Source organism: Bacillus sp. cl96 (assembly GCF_900100505.1).
In the GTDB taxonomy this organism is placed as follows: Bacteria; Bacillota; Bacilli; order Bacillales; family Bacillaceae_G; genus Bacillus_A; species Bacillus_A cereus.
In genome coordinates, this window is record NZ_FNDM01000009.1 from 106,332 (window position 1) to 130,299 (window position 23,968).

Here is a 23,968-nt window from a genome sequence, read left to right on the forward strand (position 1 = left end):
CTCATCACCTCTATTCGATTTCGTCTTCCACTGAATCGAATCCAAATGCGATTACGCTATCTTCTTCTGTTACAATACCAAGTTGTTTCGCATCAGACTCACTCTTAATGTCAATTTTCCAGCCTGTTAATTTAGCTGCAAGACGTGCATTTTGTCCACGCTTACCGATAGCTAATGATAGCTGGTGGTCTGGAACAACTACTGTTGTCGCTTTTTCTTCTTCATCTACAAGTACTTTAACAACTTGTGATGGGCTTAATGCATTTGCAACATATTCAACTGGATCATTTGACCAGCGAACGATGTCAATTTTTTCACCTTTTAATTCGTCTACAATGCGTTGTACACGTTGCCCTTTTGGTCCTACACAAGAACCAACTGGATCAACATCAGTGTTCTCTGCATATACAGAGATCTTAGAGCGATCGCCAGCTTCACGTGCTACAGAACGAATTTCTACAGTTCCATCATAGATTTCAGGAACTTCCATTTCGAATAAACGTTTTAAAAGACCAGGATGTGTACGTGATACGTAAATTTGTGGTCCTTTTGTCGTTTTTTCTACTTTCGTAATGAATACGCGAATACGATCATGTGGCTTGTATTGCTCATTAGGCATTTGCTCACTTACAGGTAATAAAGCTTCTACTTTTCCTAAGCTTACATAGATGAAACGAGCATCTTGACGTTGTACAATACCTACCATAATATCTTCTTCACGATCACTAAACTCAGAGTAAATAACACCGCGCTCTGCTTCACGCACTCGTTGTGTTACAACTTGTTTTGCAGTTTGTGCTGCAATACGACCAAAGTCTTTTGGTGTTACTTCAATTTCTAGTACGTCACCATCTTGGTAGTTTGGATTAATTTGTCTTGCTTCCTCTACAGAAATTTCAAGACGTGGATCAAACACATTGTCTACTACGTCTTTACGTGCTAAAACTTGAATTGTTCCCACTTCTGGGTTAAAGCTCACACGAACGTTTTGTGCTTGATTAAAATTGCGCTTATAAGCAGAGATTAAAGCTGCTTCAATCGCATCAATAATAATGTCTTTGCTAATGCCTTTTTCAGATTCTAATACGAGCAAAGCATCTAATAACTCAGTGCTCATGAAGATCCCCCTTCTAACTAAAACGTAACAGCAAGTCGCGCATTTGCGACTTTATCCATCGAAATTTGGATTTCTTTTTTACGTGTTTTAATTGTTAATAATAATGTTATTGTTGTACCATCGTAAGAAAGCAGTTTTCCTTCAAACATCTTTTCACCATCAATCGGCTCATATGTTTTAATTGCCACTTGTTTTCCTACCGCTTGCTGGAAGTCTTTTTCTTTCTTTAATGGGCGTTCCGCTCCAGGAGATGATACATCCAAAAAGTAAAGATGAGGAATTGGATCCTCTTTATCTAAAGCTTCGCTTAAACGTTCACTTACCGCACCGCATTCTTCAATGTCGACTCCCTTTTCAGAATCGATGAATACGCGTAAGAACCAGTCTTGTCCTTCTTTCACATACTCTACATCTACAAGTTCAAGATTTAACTCTTCAACGATCGGCTGCGCAAATGCTTCTACAACTTCTGTGACTTTCTTATCCATAAACAGCCTCCTTCCTGCCGTCATGTACCATTTAAAAGAAGAAGACCCCGCCAATTTAAAAACGGTCTATCTTATTCTTTCTCGTTAGCTAACAAAAGCCCCTGCTGTTCAGCAGGGATTATCTGTCTTAGTATTACCAAATTTAAGAAGTAAAACTTGTAACAAAATATGTATATACGACAGAAATCTTTTACCTATCTACGTAGATAAAACATAGATAGTAACACGAAAGAGTGGGTTTCCCCACTCTTTTCTTTACACAATATACATGACATGGTTATCTCGGTTAATAGTATATCATAGGAAATGTTGATTTGCAAAGACTTTTCCTACCTACTAGAACAGTGATAACTGGTTTTGATCTGGTAAGTCTCCTAAACAACCTTGGCTATCTAAATACTCAATAATTGTTTTCGAAACCTTACTTCGCTGTTGCAAGTCTTCTTTTGATAAGAAGTCTCCATTTTTACGTGCTTCTACAATACTTAAAGCTGCGTTTGTGCCAAGACCAGGTACTGCATTAAATGGAGGGATTAATGTATCTCCATCAATAATAAATTCTGTTGCATGTGAGCGGTATAAATCCACCTTTTGGAATGAGTATCCACGCTCACACATTTCAAGTGTCATTTCTAGTACCGTTAATAAACTCTTCTCTTTCGGCGCAGCATCGAGTCCCTTTTGAGCAATTTCATCAATTCTTGCACGTATAGATGCTGAACCTTTCGCCATTGCCTCTACATCAAAATCATCTGCACGAACTGTAAAATATGCGGCATAGAATAACAGTGCAAAATGTACTTTAAAGTATGCGATACGTACAGCCATAAGTACGTAAGCAGCCGCATGGGCTTTAGGGAACATGTATTTAATCTTCTTACATGAATCAATATACCAACCTGGTACATTATTATTTTTCATGTCTTCTTCCCATTCTTCCGGTACACCTTTACCTTTACGAACCGACTCCATGATTTTGAAGGCTAATGATGGATCTAGACCTTGATAGATTAAATATACCATGATGTCATCACGACAACCGATAACTTCGCTCAGCGTACATGTACCGTTATAAATTAACTCGTTTGCATTACCAAGCCATACGTCGGTACCATGTGATAGTCCAGAAATTTGGACTAACTCTGAGAATGTCGTCGGTTTTGTCTCTTCTAACATCTGTCTTACGAATTTTGTACCAAACTCTGGTATACCAAGTGTACCTGTTTTACAGTTAATTTGTTCTTCCGTTACCCCTAACGATTCTGGACCAGAGAAAATTTTCATTACTTCTGGATCATCCGTTGGGATTGTTTTCGGATCAATACCACTTAAATCTTGTAACATACGAATAACGGTCGGATCATCGTGTCCTAGTATATCAAGTTTCAATAAATTATCATGAATCGAGTGGAAATCAAAATGCGTTGTTCTCCATTCAGCACCAATTGAATCAGCTGGATACTGTATTGGTGAGAAATCAAAGATATCCATGTAATCTGGCACAACGATAATACCGCCTGGATGCTGTCCTGTTGTACGTTTTACACCGGTACACCCTGCTACTAAGCGATCAATCTCTGCATTTCGAATCGTTAAGTTATGATCATTTGCATAACCTTTTACATATCCGTAAGCAGTTTTTTCCGCAACTGTACCAATCGTTCCTGCACGATATACATAGTCTTCACCGAACAGTACTTTCGTATAGTTATGGGCACGTGGTTGGTATTCCCCGGAGAAGTTCAAATCGATATCGGGTACCTTATCTCCTTTAAATCCAAGGAATGTTTCGAACGGAATGTCATGTCCATCTTTTACATATGGAATATTACAAGCAGGACATTCTTTATCTGGTAAGTCAAAACCAGAGCCTACAGAACCATCATTAAAGAATTCTGATTGCTTACACTTCGGACATACATAGTGTGGTGGTAATGGGTTTACTTCTGTAATTTCCATCATCGTTGCAACAAATGATGATCCTACCGATCCACGCGAACCTACTAGATATCCGTCTACTAACGATTTTTTCACAAGCTTATGTGAAATTAAATAAATTACGGCGAATCCATGCCCAATAATACTTTTTAATTCTTTTTCTAAACGTGCTTCTACAATTTCCGGTAGCTCTTCACCATAAATGCTACGCGCCATTTTATAACTCATATCACGCGTTTCATCATCAGCACCTTCAATTTTCGGTGTGTATAAATCGTCTTTTACTGGATGCACATCACCAATTAATGACGCAATCTTTTGTGTATTTGTTACAACAACTTCTTTCGCTTTATCTTCACCTAAGAATGAAAAACATTCTAACATTTCATCAGTTGTACGGAAATGTACTGGCGGTAATGAATGTCGATTTAACGGATTGGCTCCGCCCTGCGAACTGACTAAAATTTTACGATACATTGCATCCTCAGGGTCTAAATAATGCACGTTTCCTGTAGCAACAACTGGTTTATCTAACGTCTCACCTAGTTTTACTAAGTTAGAAATAATTGTTTTTAATTGACCTTCGTCTCGAACAAGTTCACGTTCTACTAAATGACGCAACACCTCTGGAGGCATTACTTCAATGTAATCATAGAACTGGGCAATTTCTTCTACCTCTTCAGGTGCCTTTTGCATCATTGCCTCGAAAACTTCACCTTTATCACAAGCCGTTCCTACTAAAATTCCTTCACGGTATTTTTTTAATAGTGACCTCGGCACACGTGGTACACGGTAAAAGTAATTAAGGTGAGAATATGAAACAAGTTTATATAAATTTTTCAATCCAACATCTGATGTGGCAAGTAACGTCATATGACTTGGACGGCCACGCTTATACGCATCCCCTTGTCCCATGCTATCATTTAATTGATCGTGATATTCAAATCCCTTTTCAATTACGTCTTTCAACATTTTCACAAGTAAATATCCCGTCGCTTCTGTATCATAAATCGCACGGTGATGTTGTGTTAATTCAATATCAAGTTTTTTACACATCGTATTTAATCGATGATTTTTCATTTCTGGGAATAAGAATCGTGCAAGTTCTAACGTATCAATAACGGGGTTATTCGTTTTTTCTAGTCCAGCCTTTTTAAAACCTACGTTAATAAAGCCCATATCAAAGCTCGCGTTATGGGCAACAAGTGTATGGTCGCCCATCCATTCCTCAAACTTTTTAAACACTTCGTCCACTTCAGGTGCATCAGTTAACATATCATCTGTAATACCTGTTAATTCAATGATCGTCGCCGATAATGGTTGATGCGGATTTGCAAAAGATTCAAAGCGGTCAATAATTTCGCCACCCTTTACTTTTACAGCAGCCAACTCAATAACTGTATCGTATACAGCTGATAAACCTGTCGTCTCAACGTCGAAAACAACATACGTTTCCTCTGCAAGTAAACGATGCGCTTCGTTATATGCTATCGGTACACCATCATTAACTAAATTTGCTTCTACACCATATATAACTTTAACTCCAGCCTTCTTCCCCGCAGAATACGCCTCTGGGAAAGACTGAGCCACGGCATGGTCTGTAACCGCAATAGCCTCATGTCCCCATTTACCAGCTTGAGCAACAAGCTTAGAAACTGGAGTGACAGCGTCCATTTGACTCATCGGAGTATGGAGATGCAGCTCTACTCGTTTTTCGCCTTCTGGTGCTTTATCTTTACGAGACGGTCCTGTGATTTCATTAATATCATTTGCAATCATTACTAAATCTCGAACGAATGTATCGTTTTGAACAGAACCACGCGCTTTCACCCACATTCCTTTTTTCAAGGATTGCAGCATTGGAATATCTTCTTTGTCACGCGAGAACATTTTGATCATAATAGAATCCGTATAATCCGTTATTTTTAAAGTTAATAACGTACGTCCACTACGAAGCTCTTTTGTTTCTACATGGAAGACATATCCTTGAACCGTTTTTCTTCTTTCTTCATCTTGAATTTCTCGCATCGGTGTAATCTCTTCATCTGGCTTAATAAGATACCCGAGTGTAATCGGTCCTTCATACACAACGCTGCTTTCTTCAGCTTGCTTCTTCGCCATTTCTTCCATAGCTTGTATAACACGCTCGCGGTCTTCTTGCTGCGTTTGTTCACGAAACTTTTGCATTTCTTCTGTATTTTGCTGTATATGTGTGTCTAACTGAAAACGCGGGAATCCAAAAACTTCGTATTGATCCCCTACTGGTTTCGCAACGTTTTTCTTTAAAGCAGTAGACTCCAACTCGTTATTCACATTTATTAGCAACTTCACTCCATTCACCTGTGGAAGCTGCTTCTTTAAGTATGCGAACATAGGTGAAAATGTAATTCGTTCCGTACAAAGCGGCCAATACGCCCTCACTTCTTCTTCTGTAAATTGTTTATTCTCTGTTTCTAATGCAAATGTTGTTCTTGCAATATGAGAAAATGATTGCTTAAGCTTTGTTTCTAGCAATTCATATAATTCTGTAGGCAAAATACGTGGCACTTGTAAATCAAAATGCCAACTTTTATTCGCTTTATCAATAACGAGCCTTTCAATACCACCGCCTTGTAAATATTGATTTATAAGGTCGTCTGGTATTTGCAACTGCTGGAGCAAAATTTGAAATCGCTCTTGTTGTTCATTTGTTAAAGACATAAGCACTCTCCTTCCATTTGCTATTATAAATTGAAACGTACCACAAAGAAAGATTTCTCACCTCTTCTTTTACAAAATACGTTTACAAAGAAAGAGAAGGTACCCCATTACGAGGTACCTCTTCTTATTTTAAAATATTTGCAATATATGTTTGAAGTTCTTCTACTTTTACTTCTTCAGACTCACCTGTAGCACGTACTTTCACTTCTACAATACCTTCGTCTGCTTTTTTACCAACTGTAACACGAACTGGAAGACCGAATAAATCTGCATCTGCAAATTTAACACCTGCACGTTCTGCACGATCGTCTAATAACACTTCATAGCCTTGTTCTTGTAATGAGTTGTAGATATTTTCACCCATTTCACGTTGTGCATCCGATTTCATATTTACTGGAATTACATGCACATGGAACGGTGCTACAGCTTTTGGCCAAACTAAGCCGTTCTCATCGTTAAACTGCTCTGCAATTGCTGCCACTGTACGAGATACCCCGATACCGTAACAACCCATAATAAGTGGTTGTGTTTTTCCGTTTTCATCCAGGAATGTTGCGTTCATTGCTTCACTATAACGAGTTCCTAATTTGAATACATGACCAACTTCAATTCCGCGTGCAAAAAGAATTGTTCCGTTTCCATCTGGAGATTGGTCTCCTTCTTGGATGAAGCGTAAATCTGTATATTGACTTACTTTAAAGTCACGTTCTGGATTTACATTTACATAATGGAATCCTTCTTCATTCGCTCCTGAACATCCGTTAACAATTGATGCTACAGCATGATCAGCAATAATTTCGATATCACCTGTTACATTAATCGGTCCTAATGAACCAACTTCACAATTTAATAATGCTTTTACTTCTTCATGAGAAGCAAGCTCAACAACTGAAGCGCCGTATACATTTTTCACTTTCACATCGTTTACTTCGTGATCACCACGAACAAGTACCACTACTAATTTCTCATCTACTTTAAACACCATAGACTTAATGCACTTGTCAGCTTCGATGTTTAAGAATGCAGATACTTCTTCAATTGCTTTTTGGTCTGGTGTTGCTACTTTTTCAAGTGCTTTTTCTGCTTCGTCACTCTTCGTATACGTAGCTACAACAGGAGCCATTTCGATGTTTGCTGCATAATCAGATGTGTCAGAGTATGCAATTGTATCTTCACCAACATCAGATAATACCATAAATTCATGTGTATCTTTTCCGCCCATTGCTCCAGAATCAGCAATAACTGCACGGAAATTCAAGCCACAGCGAGCAAAAATGTTAGAGTATGCTTTATATAAACGATCGTATACTTCATCTAAGCTCTCTTGTGTAGCATGGAAAGAGTATGCATCTTTCATTAGAAACTCTCTTCCACGTAATAAGCCGAAACGAGGTCTTTGCTCATCACGGAATTTTGTTTGAATTTGGTATAATGTTAACGGTAATTTTTTATATGATTTCACTTCATCACGCACAAGATCCGTAATTACTTCCTCATGTGTCGCTCCTAATGCGAATTCACGAGCATTACGATCTTTCATACGCATTAATTCAGATCCGTAAGAATACCAACGACCTGATTCTTGCCATAATTCCGCAGCTTGCATAGCTGGCATTAATAATTCTACAGCTCCTGCGCGCTCCATTTCTTCTCGAACGATACGTTCTACTTTGTGTAATACTTTTAATCCAAATGGTAGAAAGCTATAAATACCAGAAGCATTTTGACGCATAAAACCTGCACGAAGTAATAGCTGATGACTCTTAATTTCAGCATCAGCTGGAACTTCACGTAATGTAGGACTGAATACCATACTTTGTTTCATTTATTTGCACCTCTTCATTTTACTCTTACACGCAGTAAAACCCCTCACCTCGAGTTAGGTGAGGGATTTTATTCTACGAGCTCTATTTCATTATAAGTTTCACTTTATTTTACAAGAAAAACTTACGAATGTCATTCCAAGTTACAACTAACATAAGTAACATTAATAATGCAAAACCAATAAAGTGAACCATTCCTTCTTTTTGGCGATCAATTGGTTTCCCTCGTAACGCTTCAATTAAGAAGAAGAATAAACGGCCACCATCTAAAGCAGGAACTGGTAATAAATTAAATAAACCAAGATTAATGCTTAGAACTGCAGCTAAACTTAGTACACGCGTAAACCCATAATCTACAACTTGATCTGTTAGATTATAAATTCCTACTGGACCTGATAACTCATTAATAGAAAATTGACCAGTTACTAATTTAACAAGAGATTCAAAAATTAGTTTCGTCCATTGGTACGTTTGTTCAAATCCTGATTTAATAGAACCCATTACTGTTTTCTCTACAGGAGAATACACACCGATTCTACCAACTTCGTCTTTTCCTTCTTTATCGAGTGTTGGCGTTACTTTCACATTAAACTGTTCATTATCACGCTTTACTTGTAACGTAATTTCTTTATTTGGGTTTTCACGTACAATAGTAACAACATCTTTCCATGTACTTGTGTTTTTCCCATCAATAGCTTGAATTGTATCATTCTCTTTCAATCCAGCTTGCTGTGCTGCACTGTTATCCATCACTTTTCCAACCATTGGTTTGTCAACAGGAACCCCTTGTACAAATCCAAGAATCACAAAAATAACAAATGCTAAAATGAAGTTCATTGCAGGACCCGCAAAGATTGTTAAAGCGCGTTGCCCTAGTTTTTTCGAGCCAAATTGTCTATTATACGGAGCAATTTGAATTTCTTCCCCCGCAGTAATAATACGAGCCTTTTCATTCACTCGGAATGTTTGAAGCTCTTCCTCGTACTCTTCATAGCCCGAAATTGTTAAATTATGCTCCAAATCAGCTTGTTCGACTTCAATAACACGAACATTTGAATACTTTTCATATCCATCAAAAACTAATTTTACAACTTCGTCTTTTTCATTTAATACAAGGCCAACCTTTTTCCCAGGCTTTAACTCAACTGTGTCCGCATCCTCGCCGGCCATTCTTACATAGCCACCAAGGGGCAGTAATCGAATCGTATACACCGTTTCATTCTTTTCAAATGAGAATATTTTCGGACCAAAACCAATCGCAAACTCGCGGCATAAAATACCTGCTCTTTTTGCGAAATATAGATGCCCTAGCTCATGGAAAAATACGAGTGCACCGAAAATTAATATAAAGGCAATCGCTGTATTCAATTCCATAACCACCTTTGCTAAATTTGTTCCATCACAAACCGTCTTGTGGCCGCATCAATTTCCAAAATTTCCTCTAAGCTCGGTCGTGCAATGACATTGTGATGGTTCATTGCTTTTTCAATGAGATCTTCCACTGTTAAGAAACCAATTCTCTTTTGTAAAAAGGCTTCAACCGCTACTTCATTCGCTGCGTTCATTACAGCTGGCATACTTCCACCTGCTTTTCCAGCTTCATACGCAAAACGTAAACAACGGAATCGTTCTTGGTCCATTTTCTCAAAATGCAACGTCCCTATTTCCCATAAGTTTAACTGTTTTGTGTCTGAAAGAGGCAATCTATCAGGATATGTAAGTGCGTATTGAATTGGTACTCGCATATCAGGTGAACCAAGCTGCGCCATTACACTACGATCTTCAAATTCAACCATAGAATGGATAATACTTTCTTTATGTAAAACAACATCGATTTGCTCATAAGGGATACCAAAAAGCCAATGTGCTTCAATTACTTCTAGTCCCTTATTCATCATTGTAGCAGAATCAATTGTAATTTTCGAACCCATTGACCAGTTTGGATGTCGAAGCGCATCTTCTACGGTCACATGATGCAATTCATCCCTCGTTTTATCACGGAAACTTCCACCAGAAGCCGTTATAATAAGACGAGAAATTCTTTTTTCATTTTCACCATTCAAGCACTGAAAAATAGCCGAATGTTCACTATCTACTGGAAGTAACGAAACATTATGTTTTCGTGCTGCTTCCATTACAAGATGTCCTGCAGTTACTAACGTTTCTTTATTTGCAATTCCAATTGTTTTTTTCGCCTCAATTGCACGAAGTGTTGGTAACAACCCTACGCTACCTACAACAGCATTTACTACAATCTCCGCATCTGGATGTAATGCTACTTCTAAAAGTCCTTCACTACCATATACAATTTTTGTATTACCAGAAACAGATTGTAATTTTAAAACATCTTCCTCTCTTTGCACAGAGACGATTTGCGGAGAAAATTCTTGAATTACCTTTACTGCGTAGTCAATATTTTTCCCTACAGAAAAAGCAACGAGACGGAATTGGTCTGGGTGCGAGCGTAATACATCTAAAGTTTGTGTACCAATTGATCCGCTTGCACCTAATAAACTAATGTTTTTCATGACTCCAACCCCTCGTTCATTTATTAATTGTATTGTAATAAGAAGTAGAGAATTGGTAAAACGAATAACCAACTATCTGTTCGGTCTAATATACCACCATGCCCAGGTAAAATTGTACCTGAATCCTTTACGCCATAATGACGTTTAAAAGCAGATTGTACTAAATCACCAATTTGTCCAAAAATAGAAATGATAATTGTCAGCACAATTAAAATTACTACATTCGATTCGACTGGGAAGAACACGTTGTAAACAAGTGCCACAATAATTCCACAAACGATACCGCCTAATGAACCTTCAATCGTTTTATTCGGACTAATTTCTGGCCACAATTTTCTCTTGCCCAATGCTTTTCCTACGAAATATGCGCCTGAATCAGTAGCCCATATAACAAATAATGCGCAAAATACATATTTAATTCCTAATATTCTCGTTTCATTTAAATATAAGAATCCCATTGCCACATATGTCGTTGCCATCAGTAAAAATGAAGCATTATCAAAAGTAAATGTATTCTTAGAAAGGACTGTATATGATAAAAGTAATAAAACAATCACAAATGTGATTTCCAATTTACCTAATCCAATCCATGTAAACAGTTCTGATGCACTACTTGGAATTAAAAGAATCCACAATAATACTGCAGCTAAAACTGTCGGTACTGAAATAAGCGTAAGCTTATTCATACGAATTAATTCATATAAACCTATAGAAGCAAGTGCATACACTAAAACCGTAAAAGGCACGCCACCGTATATTACGATGGGAATGAATAGCGCGGCAGCAACCACTCCAGTAATAATTCTCTGTTTCACTACCAAACCCTCTCTTTCTACACGCCTCCGAATCTGCGCCCTCTATGTTGAAAGTCAGTAATCGCATTTAGCAAATGTTCTTCTTTGAAGTCTGGCCAATACACGTCTGTAAACCAAAACTCCGAATATGCAATTTGCCATAACATGAAATTACTAATACGTAGCTCTCCGCTTGTTCGGATTAACAACTCTGGATCAGGTAAAGAACTCGTCATTAAGTAGGAGGAAAGCATTTCTTCACTTACCTCTTCAGAACGAATTTTTCCTTCCTCATTATCTTTCATCATATGTTGCACAGCAGAAACGATTTCATCTCGACTTCCATAGTTTAACGCGAAATTAAGAATTAATCCCGTATTCTCTTTCGTATCTTCCATGGCTTTCTCCATCGCTCTGCGTGTATGCGTAGGAAGACGATCTTTTTGCCCTATTACTCGGACTTGTACGTTTTCTTCAATCAATTCTGGTAAAAATGTACCTAGAAATTCTTCTGGAAGCTTCATTAAATAATCAACTTCCTTTTTCGGTCTTTTCCAGTTCTCAGTTGAAAAAGCATAGAGAGTTAACACTTTCACATTAAGTTTACTTGCAAATTTTGTAATTTTCTTTACAACTTGCATACCTTCATGATGTCCCGCAATACGAGGCATTGCTCTCCTCTTTGCCCATCTTCCATTCCCATCCATAATGATGGCAATATGTTCTGGGATATATCCTTTTTTCACTTCTTCAACGAGATGATCAAACGATGTGTCCTTTTTACCTTTAAAAAAAGGAAAGTTTTTAAACATCATTCATACCCTCCAGCAAGCAGACGTATGCCTAAAAGTGTAAAAAGACCCCCTTAAGAAGAGGGTCATATTTGCGAAGTTATCGCTATTACACTTCCATGATTTCTTTTTCTTTGTTTTTTGCGATTTCGTCAACTTTTGCAATATATTTATCTGTTTCTTTTTGGATATCTTCAGTATATCCTCTTAAATCATCTTCTGTAATCTCGCCAGCTTTTTCAAGCTTCTTAAGATCATCATTTCCGTCACGACGTACGTTACGAACAGCAACTTTTGCTTCTTCAGCATATTTTTTCACAACTTTTACAAGATCACGACGACGCTCTTCTGTTAGTGCAGGGAATGCAATACGAATTACAGTTCCATCATTAGAAGGGTTTAAGCCTAAATCTGCTTTTAAAATTGCTTTTTCAATATCACCGATAGAAGTTTTATCATAAGGTTGAATTACTAGTAAACGCGCTTCTGGAACTGTAATGTTCGCTAATTGCACAACTGGTGTTGGTGCACCATAGTAATCAACTTGTACCTTATCTAATACAGACGCGTTTGCACGACCAGCACGAACTGTTGCTAATTCACGAGAATAAGCAGCAACTGCTTTTTCCATTTTTTCATTTGAAGACTTCAATACTTGTTGTCCCATATTTATTTCCCCCTTACCACTGTTCCGATATTTTCGCCTAAAACGGCACGTTTAATATTACCTTTTTCCATAACTGAGAATACAATTAGTGGAATATCATTATCCATACATAGAGAAGAAGCTGTAGAATCCATTACACCTAAACCTTCTTTTAATACATCTAAGTAAGTAAGCGTTTCGTATTTTGTAGCTGTTGGATCAATAGATGGATCCGCATTATATACACCATCTACATTGTTTTTCGCCATTAAAATTACATCTGCTTCAATTTCTGCCGCACGTAATGCTGCTGTTGTATCTGTAGAGAAGTATGGATTACCTGTACCTGCTGCAAAAATAACAACACGTTTTTTCTCTAAGTGACGAACTGCTTTACGACGAATGTAAGGTTCTGCAACTTGACGCATCTCAATTGAAGTTTGTACACGAGTTTGAATTCCGATATTCTCCAAGCTATCTTGAAGAGCTAATGAATTCATAACTGTCGCTAACATGCCCATGTAATCTGCCCCTGCACGATCCATGCCCATTTCACTTCCAATTTTTCCACGCCAAATGTTACCGCCACCAACAACAACAGCAACCTCTACATCAAGTTCTGCAATTTCTTTTACTTGTTCCGCAACTGACTTAATAACAGTTGGGTTAATTCCAAATCCTTGCTCTCCAGCTAAAGCTTCTCCACTTAGCTTTAAAACGACACGATTATATTTCGGTTTACTCATAATGAACCTCCAATTGCTTACATCTTTATTTTAAAAAAGGGAACACAATGTGTTCCCTAATCTGTATTAGTTACTACCTTTTACTTGGTTCATTACTTCTTCAGCAAAGTTGTCTTCGCGTTTTTCGATACCTTCACCAACAGCGTAGCGAACGAATCCTTTTAATGTTCCGCCTTTAGACTCAACGAACTGACGAACTTTCATATCAGGGTTTTTAACGAATGCTTGGTCAAGTAAGCAAATCTCTTCGAAGAATTTGCCTAGACGGCCTTCAACCATTTTCGCAACGATTTTCTCAGGCTTGCCTTCGTTTAATGCTTGTTGTGTTAATACTTGACGCTCATGCTCAACTTCTTCAGCTGTTACAGCATCGCGGTCGATGTATTTAGGGTTAACTGCAGCGATGTGCATTGCAACATCTTTAGCAGCAGCTTCATCAGTAGAACCTTCAAGAACTGTTAATACACCAATGCGTCCACCCATGTGTAGGTAAGCGCCGAATGCATCTGCATCAGTTTTTGATACGATTTCGAAACGACGAAGTGTAAGTTTTTCACCAATTTTAGCGATTGCTTCGTTGATGTGCTCTTCAACTTTTTTACCGTTTTCCATTGTTTGAGCCATAGCTTCTTCAACGTTAGCTGGTTTGTTAGTTAATAAGTGAGCAGCTAATTCTTTAATTAGTGTTTGGAAACCTTCGTTTTTCGCAACGAAATCAGTTTCAGAGTTTAATTCTAAGATTAAAGCGTCGTTACCGTTTGTTTCGATGAAAGTTAAACCTTCAGCAGCAATGCGGTCTGCTTTTTTAGCAGCTTTCGCAATACCTTTTTCACGTAAGAAGTCAATTGCCTTCTCCATGTCGCCATTAGTTTCTGTTAAAGCTTTTTTGCAGTCCATCATACCTGCGCCAGTTTTTTCACGTAATTCTTTTACCATTTGAGCAGTGATTGCCATACTTTTCATCCTCCTAAAATATGTATTTATACCTTTTATAAAGGTGTTTATACCTTAAAAAAGGTGATAAAAGGCCGAACCCCTTATCACCTTTCCAACTTTGTTACGCAGTAACAGTTTCTTCACCTTGTTTTGCTTCAAGGATCGCGTCTGCCATTTTAGATGTAAGAAGTTTTACAGCACGAATTGCATCATCGTTTGCTGGGATAACGTGATCGATTTCGTCTGGATCACAGTTTGTATCAACGATACCGATGATTGGAATGTGTAATTTGCGTGCTTCAGCAACTGCAATACGCTCTTTACGAGGGTCTACTACGAATAATGCACTTGGAAGACCTTTCATATCTTTAATACCGCCTAAGAATTTCTCAAGACGCTCTAACTCTTTTTTAAGTTGAACAACTTCTTTCTTAGGAAGTACTTCGAAAGTACCATCTTCTTGCATTCTTTCGATGTCTTTAAGACGCTTGATACGCTTTTGGATTGTTTGGAAGTTTGTTAAAGTTCCACCTAACCAACGTTGGTTAACGAAGTACATACCAGCACGAGTTGCTTCTTCTTTAATAGCTTCTTGTGCTTGTTTTTTAGTACCTACGAATAAGATGTCTCCGCCTTCAGCAGCGATGTCGCGCATCGTTCTGTAAGCTTCCTCAACTTTTTTCACAGTTTTTTGTAAGTCGATGATGTAGATACCGTTACGCTCTGTGAAAATGTAACGCTTCATTTTTGGGTTCCAACGACGAGTTTGATGTCCGAAATGAACACCAGCTTCAAGCAATTGCTTCATAGAAATTACTGACATAATATAGTTCCTCCTAAATGGTTTTTGATATCCTCCGTTTACTTCATCTCTAAGCGAAACTACAAACGTAGCACCAACACTTAAATCAGTAAACGTGTGTACTTTGTACTGACACCACTGCTTACTATATCATACTGAAATATTACAATCAAGTCGAAAATGCGAACAATGTAAAACTTTCTTTGTTCATACTCGAATTCTAGTATTACCAACCTTCTTTTCTTTTAAGCAAAAAAGTAAATACAATTAATAGTTTTCCCAGAAAACACGCTTATGACACTTTTCACAAGCATCTTCTATCCATTGCAAAAAAAAACTCTCCTCAATTGAGGAGAGTTTTTTATAAATTAGTTTGTTTTTAATTTAGCAAGTTCTTGTAGAAACTTGTCGTTTAGCACTTTAATGTATGTTCCTTTCATACCTAAAGAGCGAGACTCAATAACACCAGCACTTTCTAATTTACGTAGTGCATTTACGATTACAGAGCGAGTAATTCCTACGCGATCAGCAATTTTACTTGCAACAAGTAAACCTTCTGTTCCATTTAATTCTTCGAAGATATGCTCAATTGCTTCTAACTCACTGTAAGATAATGAGCTGATTGCCATTTGAACAACAGCTTTACTACGCGCTTCCTCTTCGATTTCTTCTGCTTTTTCACGTAAGATTTCCATACCTACAACAGTTGAGCTGTACTCAGCAAGGATTAAATCATCATCTAAGAACTCTTGACCAAGACGAGCTAATACTAATGTACCTAGACGCTCACCGCCACCAACGATTGGTACGATTGTAGTTAAACCTTGACCGAATAATTCTCTGTTTTCTACTGGGAATGCTGTGTAAGCACTGTTCACATCTAAGTTTGAAGATGTTTCTGTAATGTTGAATAAGCTTTGTGTATATTCTTCTGGGAATTGACGTTCTGCAAGCATTTGCTTCATGCGTTCGTTTTCGATTTGTTGGTGAATTGCATAACCTAGTAATTTACCACGACGGCTAACTACGAATACGTTTGCTTCGATTACTTCACACATTGTGTCAGACATTTCTCTAAAGTTTACAGGCTTCCCTGCTGCGCTCTGTAATAACGCATTTAATTTTCTCGTTTTTGCTAATAATTCCATTTCAAAAGTTCCTCCTACATGTTACTCACATATTTTTTCATCACTTGGAAACTAGGGCGAGTCACCTGATGACACTATTACAAAATAAACTGGCTCACATCTTTATTTTTAGCAATTGTTGCTAATTTCTCCTCAACGTATTGAGGTGTTATCGTTATTTTCTCTAACGTAATTTCAGATGCTTCAAACGATAAATCTTCAAGGAGCTTCTCCATAATCGTATGAAGTCTTCTTGCTCCAATATTATCTGTATCCTGATTAACTTGATAAGCAATCTCAGCAATCTTACGAATAGCTTCGTCTGAAAATTCAATTTCTATACCTTCAGTCGCTAATAATGCCATATATTGTTTAATTAACGCATTGTCAGGCTCGATTAATATTTTAACAAAATCGTCTGTCGATAATTTTGTTAATTCTACTCGAATCGGAAATCTCCCTTGCAATTCCGGAATTAAATCCGACGGTTTAGACATATGGAACGCTCCAGCTGCAACGAATAAAATATAATCCGTTTTTACTGATCCGTATTTTGTCGCAACATTCGATCCTTCTACAATTGGCAGAATGTCACGTTGCACACCTTCACGTGATACATCTACGCTATTCGACTGCTTACCAGCAATTTTGTCAATTTCATCGATAAAAATAATCCCGAGCTGTTCAGCACGATAAACAGCCTCTTGTGTAACTTCATCCATATCAATTAAGCGCTGTGCCTCTTCATTTGTCAAGAGTTTTCTTGCTTCTTTTACAGAAAGTTTACGTTTTTTCGTTTTTTTCGGCATAAAACTTCCTAGCGCATCTTGGAAATTCATTCCCATTTGTTCCATGCCAGTTCCTTGTAACATATCAAACATAGAAGACTGTTGTTCAGTCACTTCAATCGATACAATTTCTTCTTCAAGAAGCCCTGCAGCAAGCTTTCTCTCCACATCTTGACGTTTCTTTTCGATTTCAACATCTTCTTGTGTATCAGACGTTTGATTCGAATTTTGAGCGCCTCCAAAAAGCATCTCTAATGGATTTTTGAATCCAGATTGCTTCTCCGGACTCGGCACTAAAATTTCAACAAGACGTTGATTCGCTTGCTCTTCTGCTTTATCTTGAACTTTCACTACCATTTCTTCTTTTACGATACGAACCGATGTTTCCACCAAGTCACGTACCATCGACTCTACATCTCTACCCACATATCCAACTTCTGTGAATTTTGTAGCCTCAACCTTAATAAAAGGTGCTCCAACGAGTTTCGCCATTCGTCGTGCTACCTCTGTTTTCCCAACACCTGTCGGTCCAATCATTAAAATATTTTTAGGTGCAATTTCGTCACGTAAATTTTCAGCTAATTTACTGCGGCGATATCGATTTCTCAACGCTACAGCAACCGCTTTCTTTGCGTCTTTTTGACCGATGATGTATTGATCTAATTTTTCCACAATTTGGCGCGGAGTAAAATGTAAATGCATATAAAATGCCTCCCTTACGATTCTACAATTCTTCAACAATTATGTTGTGATTCGTATAAACACAAATATCGCCAGCAATCTCTAAACTCGCTTTCGCAATTTGCTTCGCTGTTAAGTGTTCACTTGCATATTGCTTTAAAGCACGACCTGCAGAAAGTGCATAATTCCCACCAGATCCAATTGCTAAAATACCATCATCCGGTTCAATCACTTCTCCTGTACCTGAAACAAGGAGCATAGTTGTTTTATCCATGACAATGAGCATCGCTTCTAGCTGACGTAACATTTTATCGCCACGCCATTGTTTTGCCATTTCAACAGCAGCACGCTGCAAGTTGCCATTATACTCTTCTAATTTCCCTTCAAACATTTCAAAAAGAGTAAATGCGTCAGCAACTGATCCTGCGAAACCAGCTAAAACTTTACCTTGGAAAAGTTTACGAACTTTACGAGCTGTATGTTTCATTACAACAGCATTTCCCATTGTCACTTGGCCATCTCCAGCCATTGCACATTCTCCATTATGATGAACTGCAAATATCGTTGTAGCGTGGAAATTTCCCATAGAAAAAACTCCTTTATTTGTTTTTATAGCTTTTAAAGCAATTTATGCCCGCGGGTGATGCTTCATGTAAACAGAACGCAATCTTTCTTTAGAGACATGCGTATAAATTTGTGTCGTCGACAAATTTTCATGGCCTAATAGCTCCTGTACAGTACGTAAATCCGCCCCTTCATCTAGCATATGTGTAGCAAATGTATGCCTTAACATATGGGGACTTATCCGCATTGTCAGCGAAGCCTTTTTAATGAGTTCATTTAAAACATAACGAACCCCACGACTTGTTAGCGGTGTACCTTTCGCATTTAAAAATACCATATGAGAATCTTCGTCAGTCTTATTAACTAACTGTTTTCTCCCATTCTCTATATAAGTAATTAAAGAATCTTGCGCATAGCTTCCGAACGGAATATACCTTTGTTTTTTTCCTTTTCCCATTACTAAAATTGTTCCCACCGCAAAGTCAATATCGGTAAGTTGTAAATTGACACATTCACTCACACGGATCCCAGTCGCATACATCAACTCTAATAAAGCTTGATTCCTTTGACCTAATGGCGTTTCCGTGTCAGAAACTTCAAATAATTCCTCTAACTCTTCAGCATATAAAAACTTTGGGATTGACAATTCTTTTTTGGGGAGTGACGCAAGTGCAAACGGATTATCCTTTCGATAACCTTCACGCATCAAAAAACGATATAAACTTCGTAAGCTTGATACTTTTCTTGCGACAGATTTACGGGCTAACTTTTCATCGTGCAACGTCGTTAAGTACAAACGAACATCCGCGTATGTAACGTCTAAAAAAGAGGATATGCCTTCTCGTTCCATAAATTGCACAAAATGTTCTAAATCATTTTGATAACTTGCAATTGTATATTTTGAATAATTTCTTTCAATTTGTAAATATCCAACGAATAATTGTAACAATTTCTTCACATTCACACAACTCACCTCAATAAAGGCTACTAAATCGTATCACAACTTAGTAGCCTTTGCAAGAAATTTAACTAAATATTTACAAAATTTCGAATCGTTTCTAAAGCGCGTGCTGCGTACGCTTCATTTCGTTCTGCTTTCTTTTTAATCTTCTTCTCTAACGGTGCAAATAGACCGAAGTTCGCATTCATCGGCTGGAAGTTTTTAGCGTTCGTTGCCGTAATGTAATTTGCCATGCTACCCATCGCAGTTACTGGCGGTAATACAACTGGCTCTTCACCTTGCACAAGACGCGCAGCATTAATTCCTGCTAATAATCCTGATGCTGCTGATTCAACATATCCCTCTACTCCAGTCATTTGACCAGCGAAGAATAAATCATCACGTTGTTTATATTGATATGTTGGACGAAGCAAATTAGGTGAATTAATAAACGTATTACGATGCATTACACCATAACGTACAATCTCTGCATTTTCCAATCCCGGAATTAACTGTAGTACTTCTTTTTGCGGTCCCCACTTTAAATGAGTTTGGAAACCTACGATATTGTATAAAGTTCCCGCTGCATCATCTTGACGTAACTGAACAACAGCATATGGCGTTTTCCCTGTTTTGGGATCTTCCAATCCAACAGGTTTCATAGGTCCAAATACTAACGTCTGTCTCCCTCTACTTGCCATAACTTCTACTGGCATACAACCTTCAAAGAAAATTTCTTTTTCAAACTCTTTTAAAGGCACTGTCTCAGCAGCAATTAGAGCCTCATAAAAACGATCAAACTCTTCTTCTGTCATTGGGCAATTTAAATATGCAGCTTCACCTTTGTCATAACGCGATTTTAAATACACTTTATTCATGTCAATGCTGTCTTTTTCTACGATTGGGGCTGCAGCATCATAGAAGTAGAAATAATCTTCTCCTGTTAATTCTTTCAATTTTGCAGAAAGATCAGGAGATGTTAATGGACCTGTAGCAATAATTGTCGGTCCCTCTGGAATATCTGTAATTTCTTCATTCATTACAGTTACATTTGGATGGTTCTTTACGTATTCTGTTACTTTAGCTGCGAACTCATGACGATCTACAGCTAAAGCACCTCCAGCTGGTACAGAGCACTCATCCGCCGCACGAATAATTACAGAATCCATTAAGCGCATTTCCTCTTTAATAACTCCAACTGCATTTGTTAAAGTGTTTGCACGAAGTGAGTTACTACATACTAATTCAGCGAATTTATCTGTGTGATGAGCTGGCGTTTGCCTTACCGGTCTCATTTCATATAATCTAACTTGGACACCACGTTTTGCAATTTGGTAAGCTGCTTCACTTCCTGCAAGACCTGCGCCAATGACGTTTACTACTTGTGTTGTCATTTATATCACCTTTCCTTTTCTTCCCGAAAAAAATGTGAGCAGTTACGCTCACATTTGTTGTTCTTCTTCATAATCGCACGAAATACATTGTACTTGCACGCCTTTTTTCAACTTTTTCTCTACAAGCATGCCTTCGCACTTCGGACACTTACGACCAATTGGCTTATCCCAAGATACAAAGTCGCATTCCGGATACGTACCGCACCCATAGAAAAGACGTTTCTTTTTATTACTACGGCGTTCAATAATTTGACCCTTATCACACTTTGGACAAGTAACACCGATTTCTTTCACAATCGGCTTTGTATTACGACAATCTGGGAAATTCGAGCAAGCCATAAATTTCCCGTATTTACCCATTTTAAAGACCATTGGGTGATTACATAATTCACAATCTTCCCCAGCTGGTTCATCTTTAATTTCCACTTCACGCATTTCTTTTTCCGCTTTTTCTAAACGCGGTTCAAAACCTACGTAGAAATCATCAACAATTTTTACCCAATTCGCATTTCCTTCTTCTACTTCATCAAGGCTTTGCTCCATATTGGCAGTAAATTCAATGTTAATAATTTCTGGGAAAAACTCTAAAATAAGTTCAATTACTATTTCACCAAGTTCAGTCGGAACGAAGCGTTTATTATCCAAACCTACATACCCACGCTTTTGAATTGTTTCAAGTGTAGGTACATATGTTGACGGTCTTCCAATTCCAAGTTCTTCAAGTGTTCTTACTAGGCGAGCCTCTGTATAGCGCGGAGGAGGTTGTGTAAAATGTTGCTTTGGTTCTAAATCCTTTGAAAATACAGTTTCCCCTACTTCTAAAGGTGGCAACATCTTATCCTTTTCTTCAGCACCATCATCTTTTGACTCTACATACACTTTCATAAATCCTGGGAACTTTACAACCGATCCACTTGCACGGAACTGAACATTGTTATTAATGAGTCTCGCTGTCACAGTATCCATTATAGCAGACGCCATTTGACTTGCAACAAATCGCTCCCAAATCAATTTATATAATCGAAGTTGATCACGACCTAAGAAACTTTTTAGTTCCTCTGGCTTTCTCATTACTGAAGTAGGACGAATTGCCTCATGCGCATCTTGTGCATTTGACTTTTTCGTTTCTTTCTTCTTTTCTGTTCCTATGTATTCCGTACCATACGCTTCAGTGATGTAAGTACGAGCCTCTGTTTGAGCTGTTTCTGAGATACGTGTTGAATCAGTTCTCATATACGTAATAAGACCTACAGTTCCTTGTTTTCCAAGATCTATCCCTTCATACAATTGCTGTGCAAGCATCATTGTTTTCTTTGCTCGCATGTTTAACTTACGTGCTGCTTCTTGTTGCAAGGAAGATGTTGTAAACGGTAATGCAGGATTACGTTTTCGCTCTTTGCGCGTTACATTTTCAACTGAAAACGCATTGTCTTTCATCTGTTCAATTATTTCATTCACTTGCGTTTCATTTGTTAATTGAACTTTTTCACCATCTACACCGTAAAAGCTTGCTTCAAATGTGTCTTTTCCTTTTACAAATTCTGTTTTAATTGTCCAGAATTCTTCAGGTTCAAAGTTTTGAATTTCCCTTTCACGCTCGATGATTAAACGAACTGCTACAGATTGTACACGCCCTGCACTTAATCCTTTTTTTACTTTCTTCCATAATAAAGGACTAATATTGTAACCAACAAGACGATCAAGTATACGTCTTGCTTGTTGTGCATCCACTAAATCCATATTAATTGCACGAGGATGTTTAAATGATTCTTTGATTGCATCTTTCGTAATCTCATTAAACACAACCCGACAATCTGATTCAACGTCCACATTTAACGTATTCGCTAAATGCCAAGCAATCGCTTCCCCTTCACGGTCTGGATCGGCCGCGAGATAGACTTTCTTTGCTTTTTTCGCCGCTGATTTTAAATCTTTTAAGACGGGACCTTTACCACGAATGGTAATATACTTCGGGGTGAAGTTGTTCTTTACTTCTATCCCCATTTGACTTTTTGGCAAATCGCGAACATGTCCCATAGACGCGACAACTTTGTATTTTTTCCCTAAATATTTCTCAATGGTCTTCGCCTTAGAAGGCGACTCCACGATTACGAGGTAATCTGACATGCTAGTGCCTCCTTAAGAGGTGGATTCAAGTCTTCATTAATCTTATTGATTTCTCTTGTTTTTGTCAATCAAGAATGAATATACCATACAGTGCCAATCTACCATTTGTCAATAATTGTTTAATAAAAACATAAAAATATAAGGTTAATTTAAAATCTCTTCCAAGATATCTTCTGCATTTCTTACTAGTTTTGCTCCTTGCTGAATAAGATGATTCGTTCCCGATGCCCCCTCTACAAATATAGGTCCAGGAAGCGCAAACACCTCTCTATTTTGCTCTAACGCAAGGTCTGCAGTAATAAGTGTTCCACTTCTCGATTTCGCTTCTACAACTAAAACACCTTTACTTATACCACTAATAATCCGGTTCCTTTTTGGAAAATACCATTTTTTCGGTGCATAGTGCGGCGGATACTCTGTCAATAACAATATATATTCCTTCCACATTTCATATAAATGTCTATTTTCTTTCGGGTACATAAAAGACAATCCATGCCCTAATATCGCAATAGTCGGGCAATGATGCCTTACTGTAATCTCATGAGACATTGTATCTATCCCTTTTGCAAACCCACTGACAATAAGCCACTCTCTTTCTAATAAAGGGTGTAAAATAAACTTCAAACTCTCATAACCATATAATGATGGTTCTCTCGTTCCAACAACTGCTAATTTATTTACTTTATTCAGGAAATCTTTCTCTCCTTTTCCATATAAAACGAAGGGAGGGTCTTGTATTTCACGTAATAATTGCGGATAATCTTCATCCCATATCGTTATATAAAAAATACGATTTCTCTCTAAATAAGATATATATTGCGGAAGATTTGAATTTTGAAGAAATTTTACTAGTTCTGAAGATTTTTTCGAGGATATTCCAGTGTAGTGTTCCATTTGTTTTTCGTTAAAATTATATATGTTCTTTAATTCTGGATCGACATATAGTAGCCTCTCCATCGCTTTCCAATAATCTGCTAGCAAGTAATGAACATGTAATAATCTCTCTCTTGTCATCTTGATTCTCCTTACCCATAATTT

The 23,968-nt window shown here is 37.8% G+C and carries 19 protein-coding genes; all 19 read right to left on the minus strand.

Annotation, left to right across the window (positions count from 1 at the left end):
- Window positions 1-10: 10 nt before the first annotated feature.
- The gene (nusA, locus tag BLT20_RS19550; RefSeq protein ID WP_000102604.1) at window positions 11-1,117 is read right to left on the minus strand and encodes a transcription termination factor NusA; all 1,107 of its coding nucleotides are present in this window, start codon (window positions 1,115-1,117) and stop codon (window positions 11-13) included.
- 17 nt (window positions 1,118-1,134) lie between these two features.
- Window positions 1,135-1,605 (minus strand): ribosome maturation factor RimP, encoded by a 471-nt coding sequence (gene rimP, locus BLT20_RS19555; RefSeq protein ID WP_000359096.1) that lies wholly within the window; start codon window positions 1,603-1,605, stop codon window positions 1,135-1,137.
- Window positions 1,606-1,941: 336 nt separating this feature from the next.
- Window positions 1,942-6,243: a PolC-type DNA polymerase III gene (locus BLT20_RS19560; RefSeq protein ID WP_000060005.1), complete on the minus strand. Its 4,302-nt coding sequence runs from the start codon at window positions 6,241-6,243 to the stop codon at window positions 1,942-1,944.
- A gap of 124 nt (window positions 6,244-6,367) precedes the next feature.
- Complete coding sequence (locus BLT20_RS19565) at window positions 6,368-8,068, minus strand: proline--tRNA ligase (RefSeq protein WP_000814302.1); 1,701 nt, start codon at window positions 8,066-8,068, stop codon at window positions 6,368-6,370.
- A gap of 109 nt (window positions 8,069-8,177) precedes the next feature.
- Entirely contained in the window at window positions 8,178-9,434 is a 1,257-nt protein-coding gene (gene rseP, locus BLT20_RS19570; protein WP_001090251.1) for an RIP metalloprotease RseP, read from the minus strand.
- A 17-nt stretch (window positions 9,435-9,451) separates the two neighbouring features.
- Window positions 9,452-10,594 (minus strand): 1-deoxy-D-xylulose-5-phosphate reductoisomerase, encoded by a 1,143-nt coding sequence (gene dxr, locus BLT20_RS19575; protein WP_000790373.1) that lies wholly within the window; start codon window positions 10,592-10,594, stop codon window positions 9,452-9,454.
- A gap of 23 nt (window positions 10,595-10,617) precedes the next feature.
- Entirely contained in the window at window positions 10,618-11,409 is a 792-nt protein-coding gene (gene cdsA / locus BLT20_RS19580) for a phosphatidate cytidylyltransferase (protein ID WP_000813592.1), read from the minus strand.
- Window positions 11,410-11,426: 17 nt separating this feature from the next.
- Window positions 11,427-12,203, minus strand: a complete 777-nt coding sequence (gene uppS, locus BLT20_RS19585) for an isoprenyl transferase (protein WP_000971296.1) — start codon at window positions 12,201-12,203, stop codon at window positions 11,427-11,429.
- Between the two features lie 85 nt (window positions 12,204-12,288).
- Window positions 12,289-12,846, minus strand: a complete 558-nt coding sequence (gene frr, locus BLT20_RS19590; RefSeq protein ID WP_000531501.1) for a ribosome recycling factor — start codon at window positions 12,844-12,846, stop codon at window positions 12,289-12,291.
- A gap of 2 nt (window positions 12,847-12,848) precedes the next feature.
- Window positions 12,849-13,571, minus strand: a complete 723-nt coding sequence (pyrH, locus tag BLT20_RS19595; protein ID WP_000042668.1) for a UMP kinase — start codon at window positions 13,569-13,571, stop codon at window positions 12,849-12,851.
- A gap of 66 nt (window positions 13,572-13,637) precedes the next feature.
- The gene (gene tsf / locus BLT20_RS19600) at window positions 13,638-14,525 is read right to left on the minus strand and encodes a translation elongation factor Ts (protein WP_001018578.1); all 888 of its coding nucleotides are present in this window, start codon (window positions 14,523-14,525) and stop codon (window positions 13,638-13,640) included.
- A gap of 103 nt (window positions 14,526-14,628) precedes the next feature.
- Complete coding sequence (gene rpsB / locus BLT20_RS19605; RefSeq protein WP_000111485.1) at window positions 14,629-15,330, minus strand: 30S ribosomal protein S2; 702 nt, start codon at window positions 15,328-15,330, stop codon at window positions 14,629-14,631.
- 347 nt (window positions 15,331-15,677) lie between these two features.
- Window positions 15,678-16,457, minus strand: coding sequence for a GTP-sensing pleiotropic transcriptional regulator CodY (gene codY / locus BLT20_RS19610; protein ID WP_000421290.1), 780 nt, complete (start codon window positions 16,455-16,457; stop codon window positions 15,678-15,680).
- A gap of 77 nt (window positions 16,458-16,534) precedes the next feature.
- Window positions 16,535-17,926: an ATP-dependent protease ATPase subunit HslU gene (hslU, locus tag BLT20_RS19615; RefSeq protein WP_000550078.1), complete on the minus strand. Its 1,392-nt coding sequence runs from the start codon at window positions 17,924-17,926 to the stop codon at window positions 16,535-16,537.
- Window positions 17,927-17,948: 22 nt separating this feature from the next.
- Window positions 17,949-18,491: an ATP-dependent protease proteolytic subunit HslV gene (gene hslV / locus BLT20_RS19620; RefSeq protein WP_000526272.1), complete on the minus strand. Its 543-nt coding sequence runs from the start codon at window positions 18,489-18,491 to the stop codon at window positions 17,949-17,951.
- A 42-nt stretch (window positions 18,492-18,533) separates the two neighbouring features.
- Window positions 18,534-19,433 (minus strand): tyrosine recombinase XerC, encoded by a 900-nt coding sequence (xerC, locus tag BLT20_RS19625; protein ID WP_001101243.1) that lies wholly within the window; start codon window positions 19,431-19,433, stop codon window positions 18,534-18,536.
- Between the two features lie 65 nt (window positions 19,434-19,498).
- Window positions 19,499-20,803, minus strand: a complete 1,305-nt coding sequence (gene trmFO, locus BLT20_RS19630; protein WP_000213002.1) for an FADH(2)-oxidizing methylenetetrahydrofolate--tRNA-(uracil(54)-C(5))-methyltransferase TrmFO — start codon at window positions 20,801-20,803, stop codon at window positions 19,499-19,501.
- A gap of 48 nt (window positions 20,804-20,851) precedes the next feature.
- The gene (gene topA / locus BLT20_RS19635) at window positions 20,852-22,930 is read right to left on the minus strand and encodes a type I DNA topoisomerase (RefSeq protein WP_001286963.1); all 2,079 of its coding nucleotides are present in this window, start codon (window positions 22,928-22,930) and stop codon (window positions 20,852-20,854) included.
- Between the two features lie 144 nt (window positions 22,931-23,074).
- Complete coding sequence (gene dprA, locus BLT20_RS19640) at window positions 23,075-23,944, minus strand: DNA-processing protein DprA (RefSeq protein ID WP_000196438.1); 870 nt, start codon at window positions 23,942-23,944, stop codon at window positions 23,075-23,077.
- Between the last annotated feature and the right edge of the window lie 24 nt (window positions 23,945-23,968).

Excerpts from the sequence above, each read along its gene's own strand:
- BLT20_RS19565 (WP_000814302.1), bottom strand. The coding sequence starts at position 8,068 with ATGAAACAAAGTATGGTATTCAGTCCTACATTACGTGAAGTTCCAGCT.
- topA (WP_001286963.1), bottom strand. The coding sequence starts at position 22,930 with ATGTCAGATTACCTCGTAATCGTGGAGTCGCCTTCTAAGGCGAAGACC.
- pyrH (WP_000042668.1), bottom strand. The coding sequence starts at position 13,571 with ATGAGTAAACCGAAATATAATCGTGTCGTTTTAAAGCTAAGTGGAGAA.
- BLT20_RS19560 (WP_000060005.1), bottom strand. The coding sequence starts at position 6,243 with ATGTCTTTAACAAATGAACAACAAGAGCGATTTCAAATTTTGCTCCAG.
- frr (WP_000531501.1), bottom strand. The coding sequence starts at position 12,846 with ATGGGACAACAAGTATTGAAGTCTTCAAATGAAAAAATGGAAAAAGCA.
- trmFO (WP_000213002.1), bottom strand. The coding sequence starts at position 20,803 with ATGACAACACAAGTAGTAAACGTCATTGGCGCAGGTCTTGCAGGAAGT.
- nusA (WP_000102604.1), bottom strand. The coding sequence starts at position 1,117 with ATGAGCACTGAGTTATTAGATGCTTTGCTCGTATTAGAATCTGAAAAA.
- codY (WP_000421290.1), bottom strand. The coding sequence starts at position 16,457 with ATGGAATTATTAGCAAAAACGAGAAAATTAAATGCGTTATTACAGAGC.
- uppS (WP_000971296.1), bottom strand. The coding sequence starts at position 12,203 with ATGATGTTTAAAAACTTTCCTTTTTTTAAAGGTAAAAAGGACACATCG.
- hslU (WP_000550078.1), bottom strand. The coding sequence starts at position 17,926 with ATGCATTTACATTTTACTCCGCGCCAAATTGTGGAAAAATTAGATCAA.
- dprA (WP_000196438.1), bottom strand. The coding sequence starts at position 23,944 with ATGACAAGAGAGAGATTATTACATGTTCATTACTTGCTAGCAGATTAT.
- hslV (WP_000526272.1), bottom strand. The coding sequence starts at position 18,491 with ATGGGAAATTTCCACGCTACAACGATATTTGCAGTTCATCATAATGGA.
- tsf (WP_001018578.1), bottom strand. The coding sequence starts at position 14,525 with ATGGCAATCACTGCTCAAATGGTAAAAGAATTACGTGAAAAAACTGGC.
- rimP (WP_000359096.1), bottom strand. The coding sequence starts at position 1,605 with ATGGATAAGAAAGTCACAGAAGTTGTAGAAGCATTTGCGCAGCCGATC.
- rpsB (WP_000111485.1), bottom strand. The coding sequence starts at position 15,330 with ATGTCAGTAATTTCTATGAAGCAATTGCTTGAAGCTGGTGTTCATTTC.
- dxr (WP_000790373.1), bottom strand. The coding sequence starts at position 10,594 with ATGAAAAACATTAGTTTATTAGGTGCAAGCGGATCAATTGGTACACAA.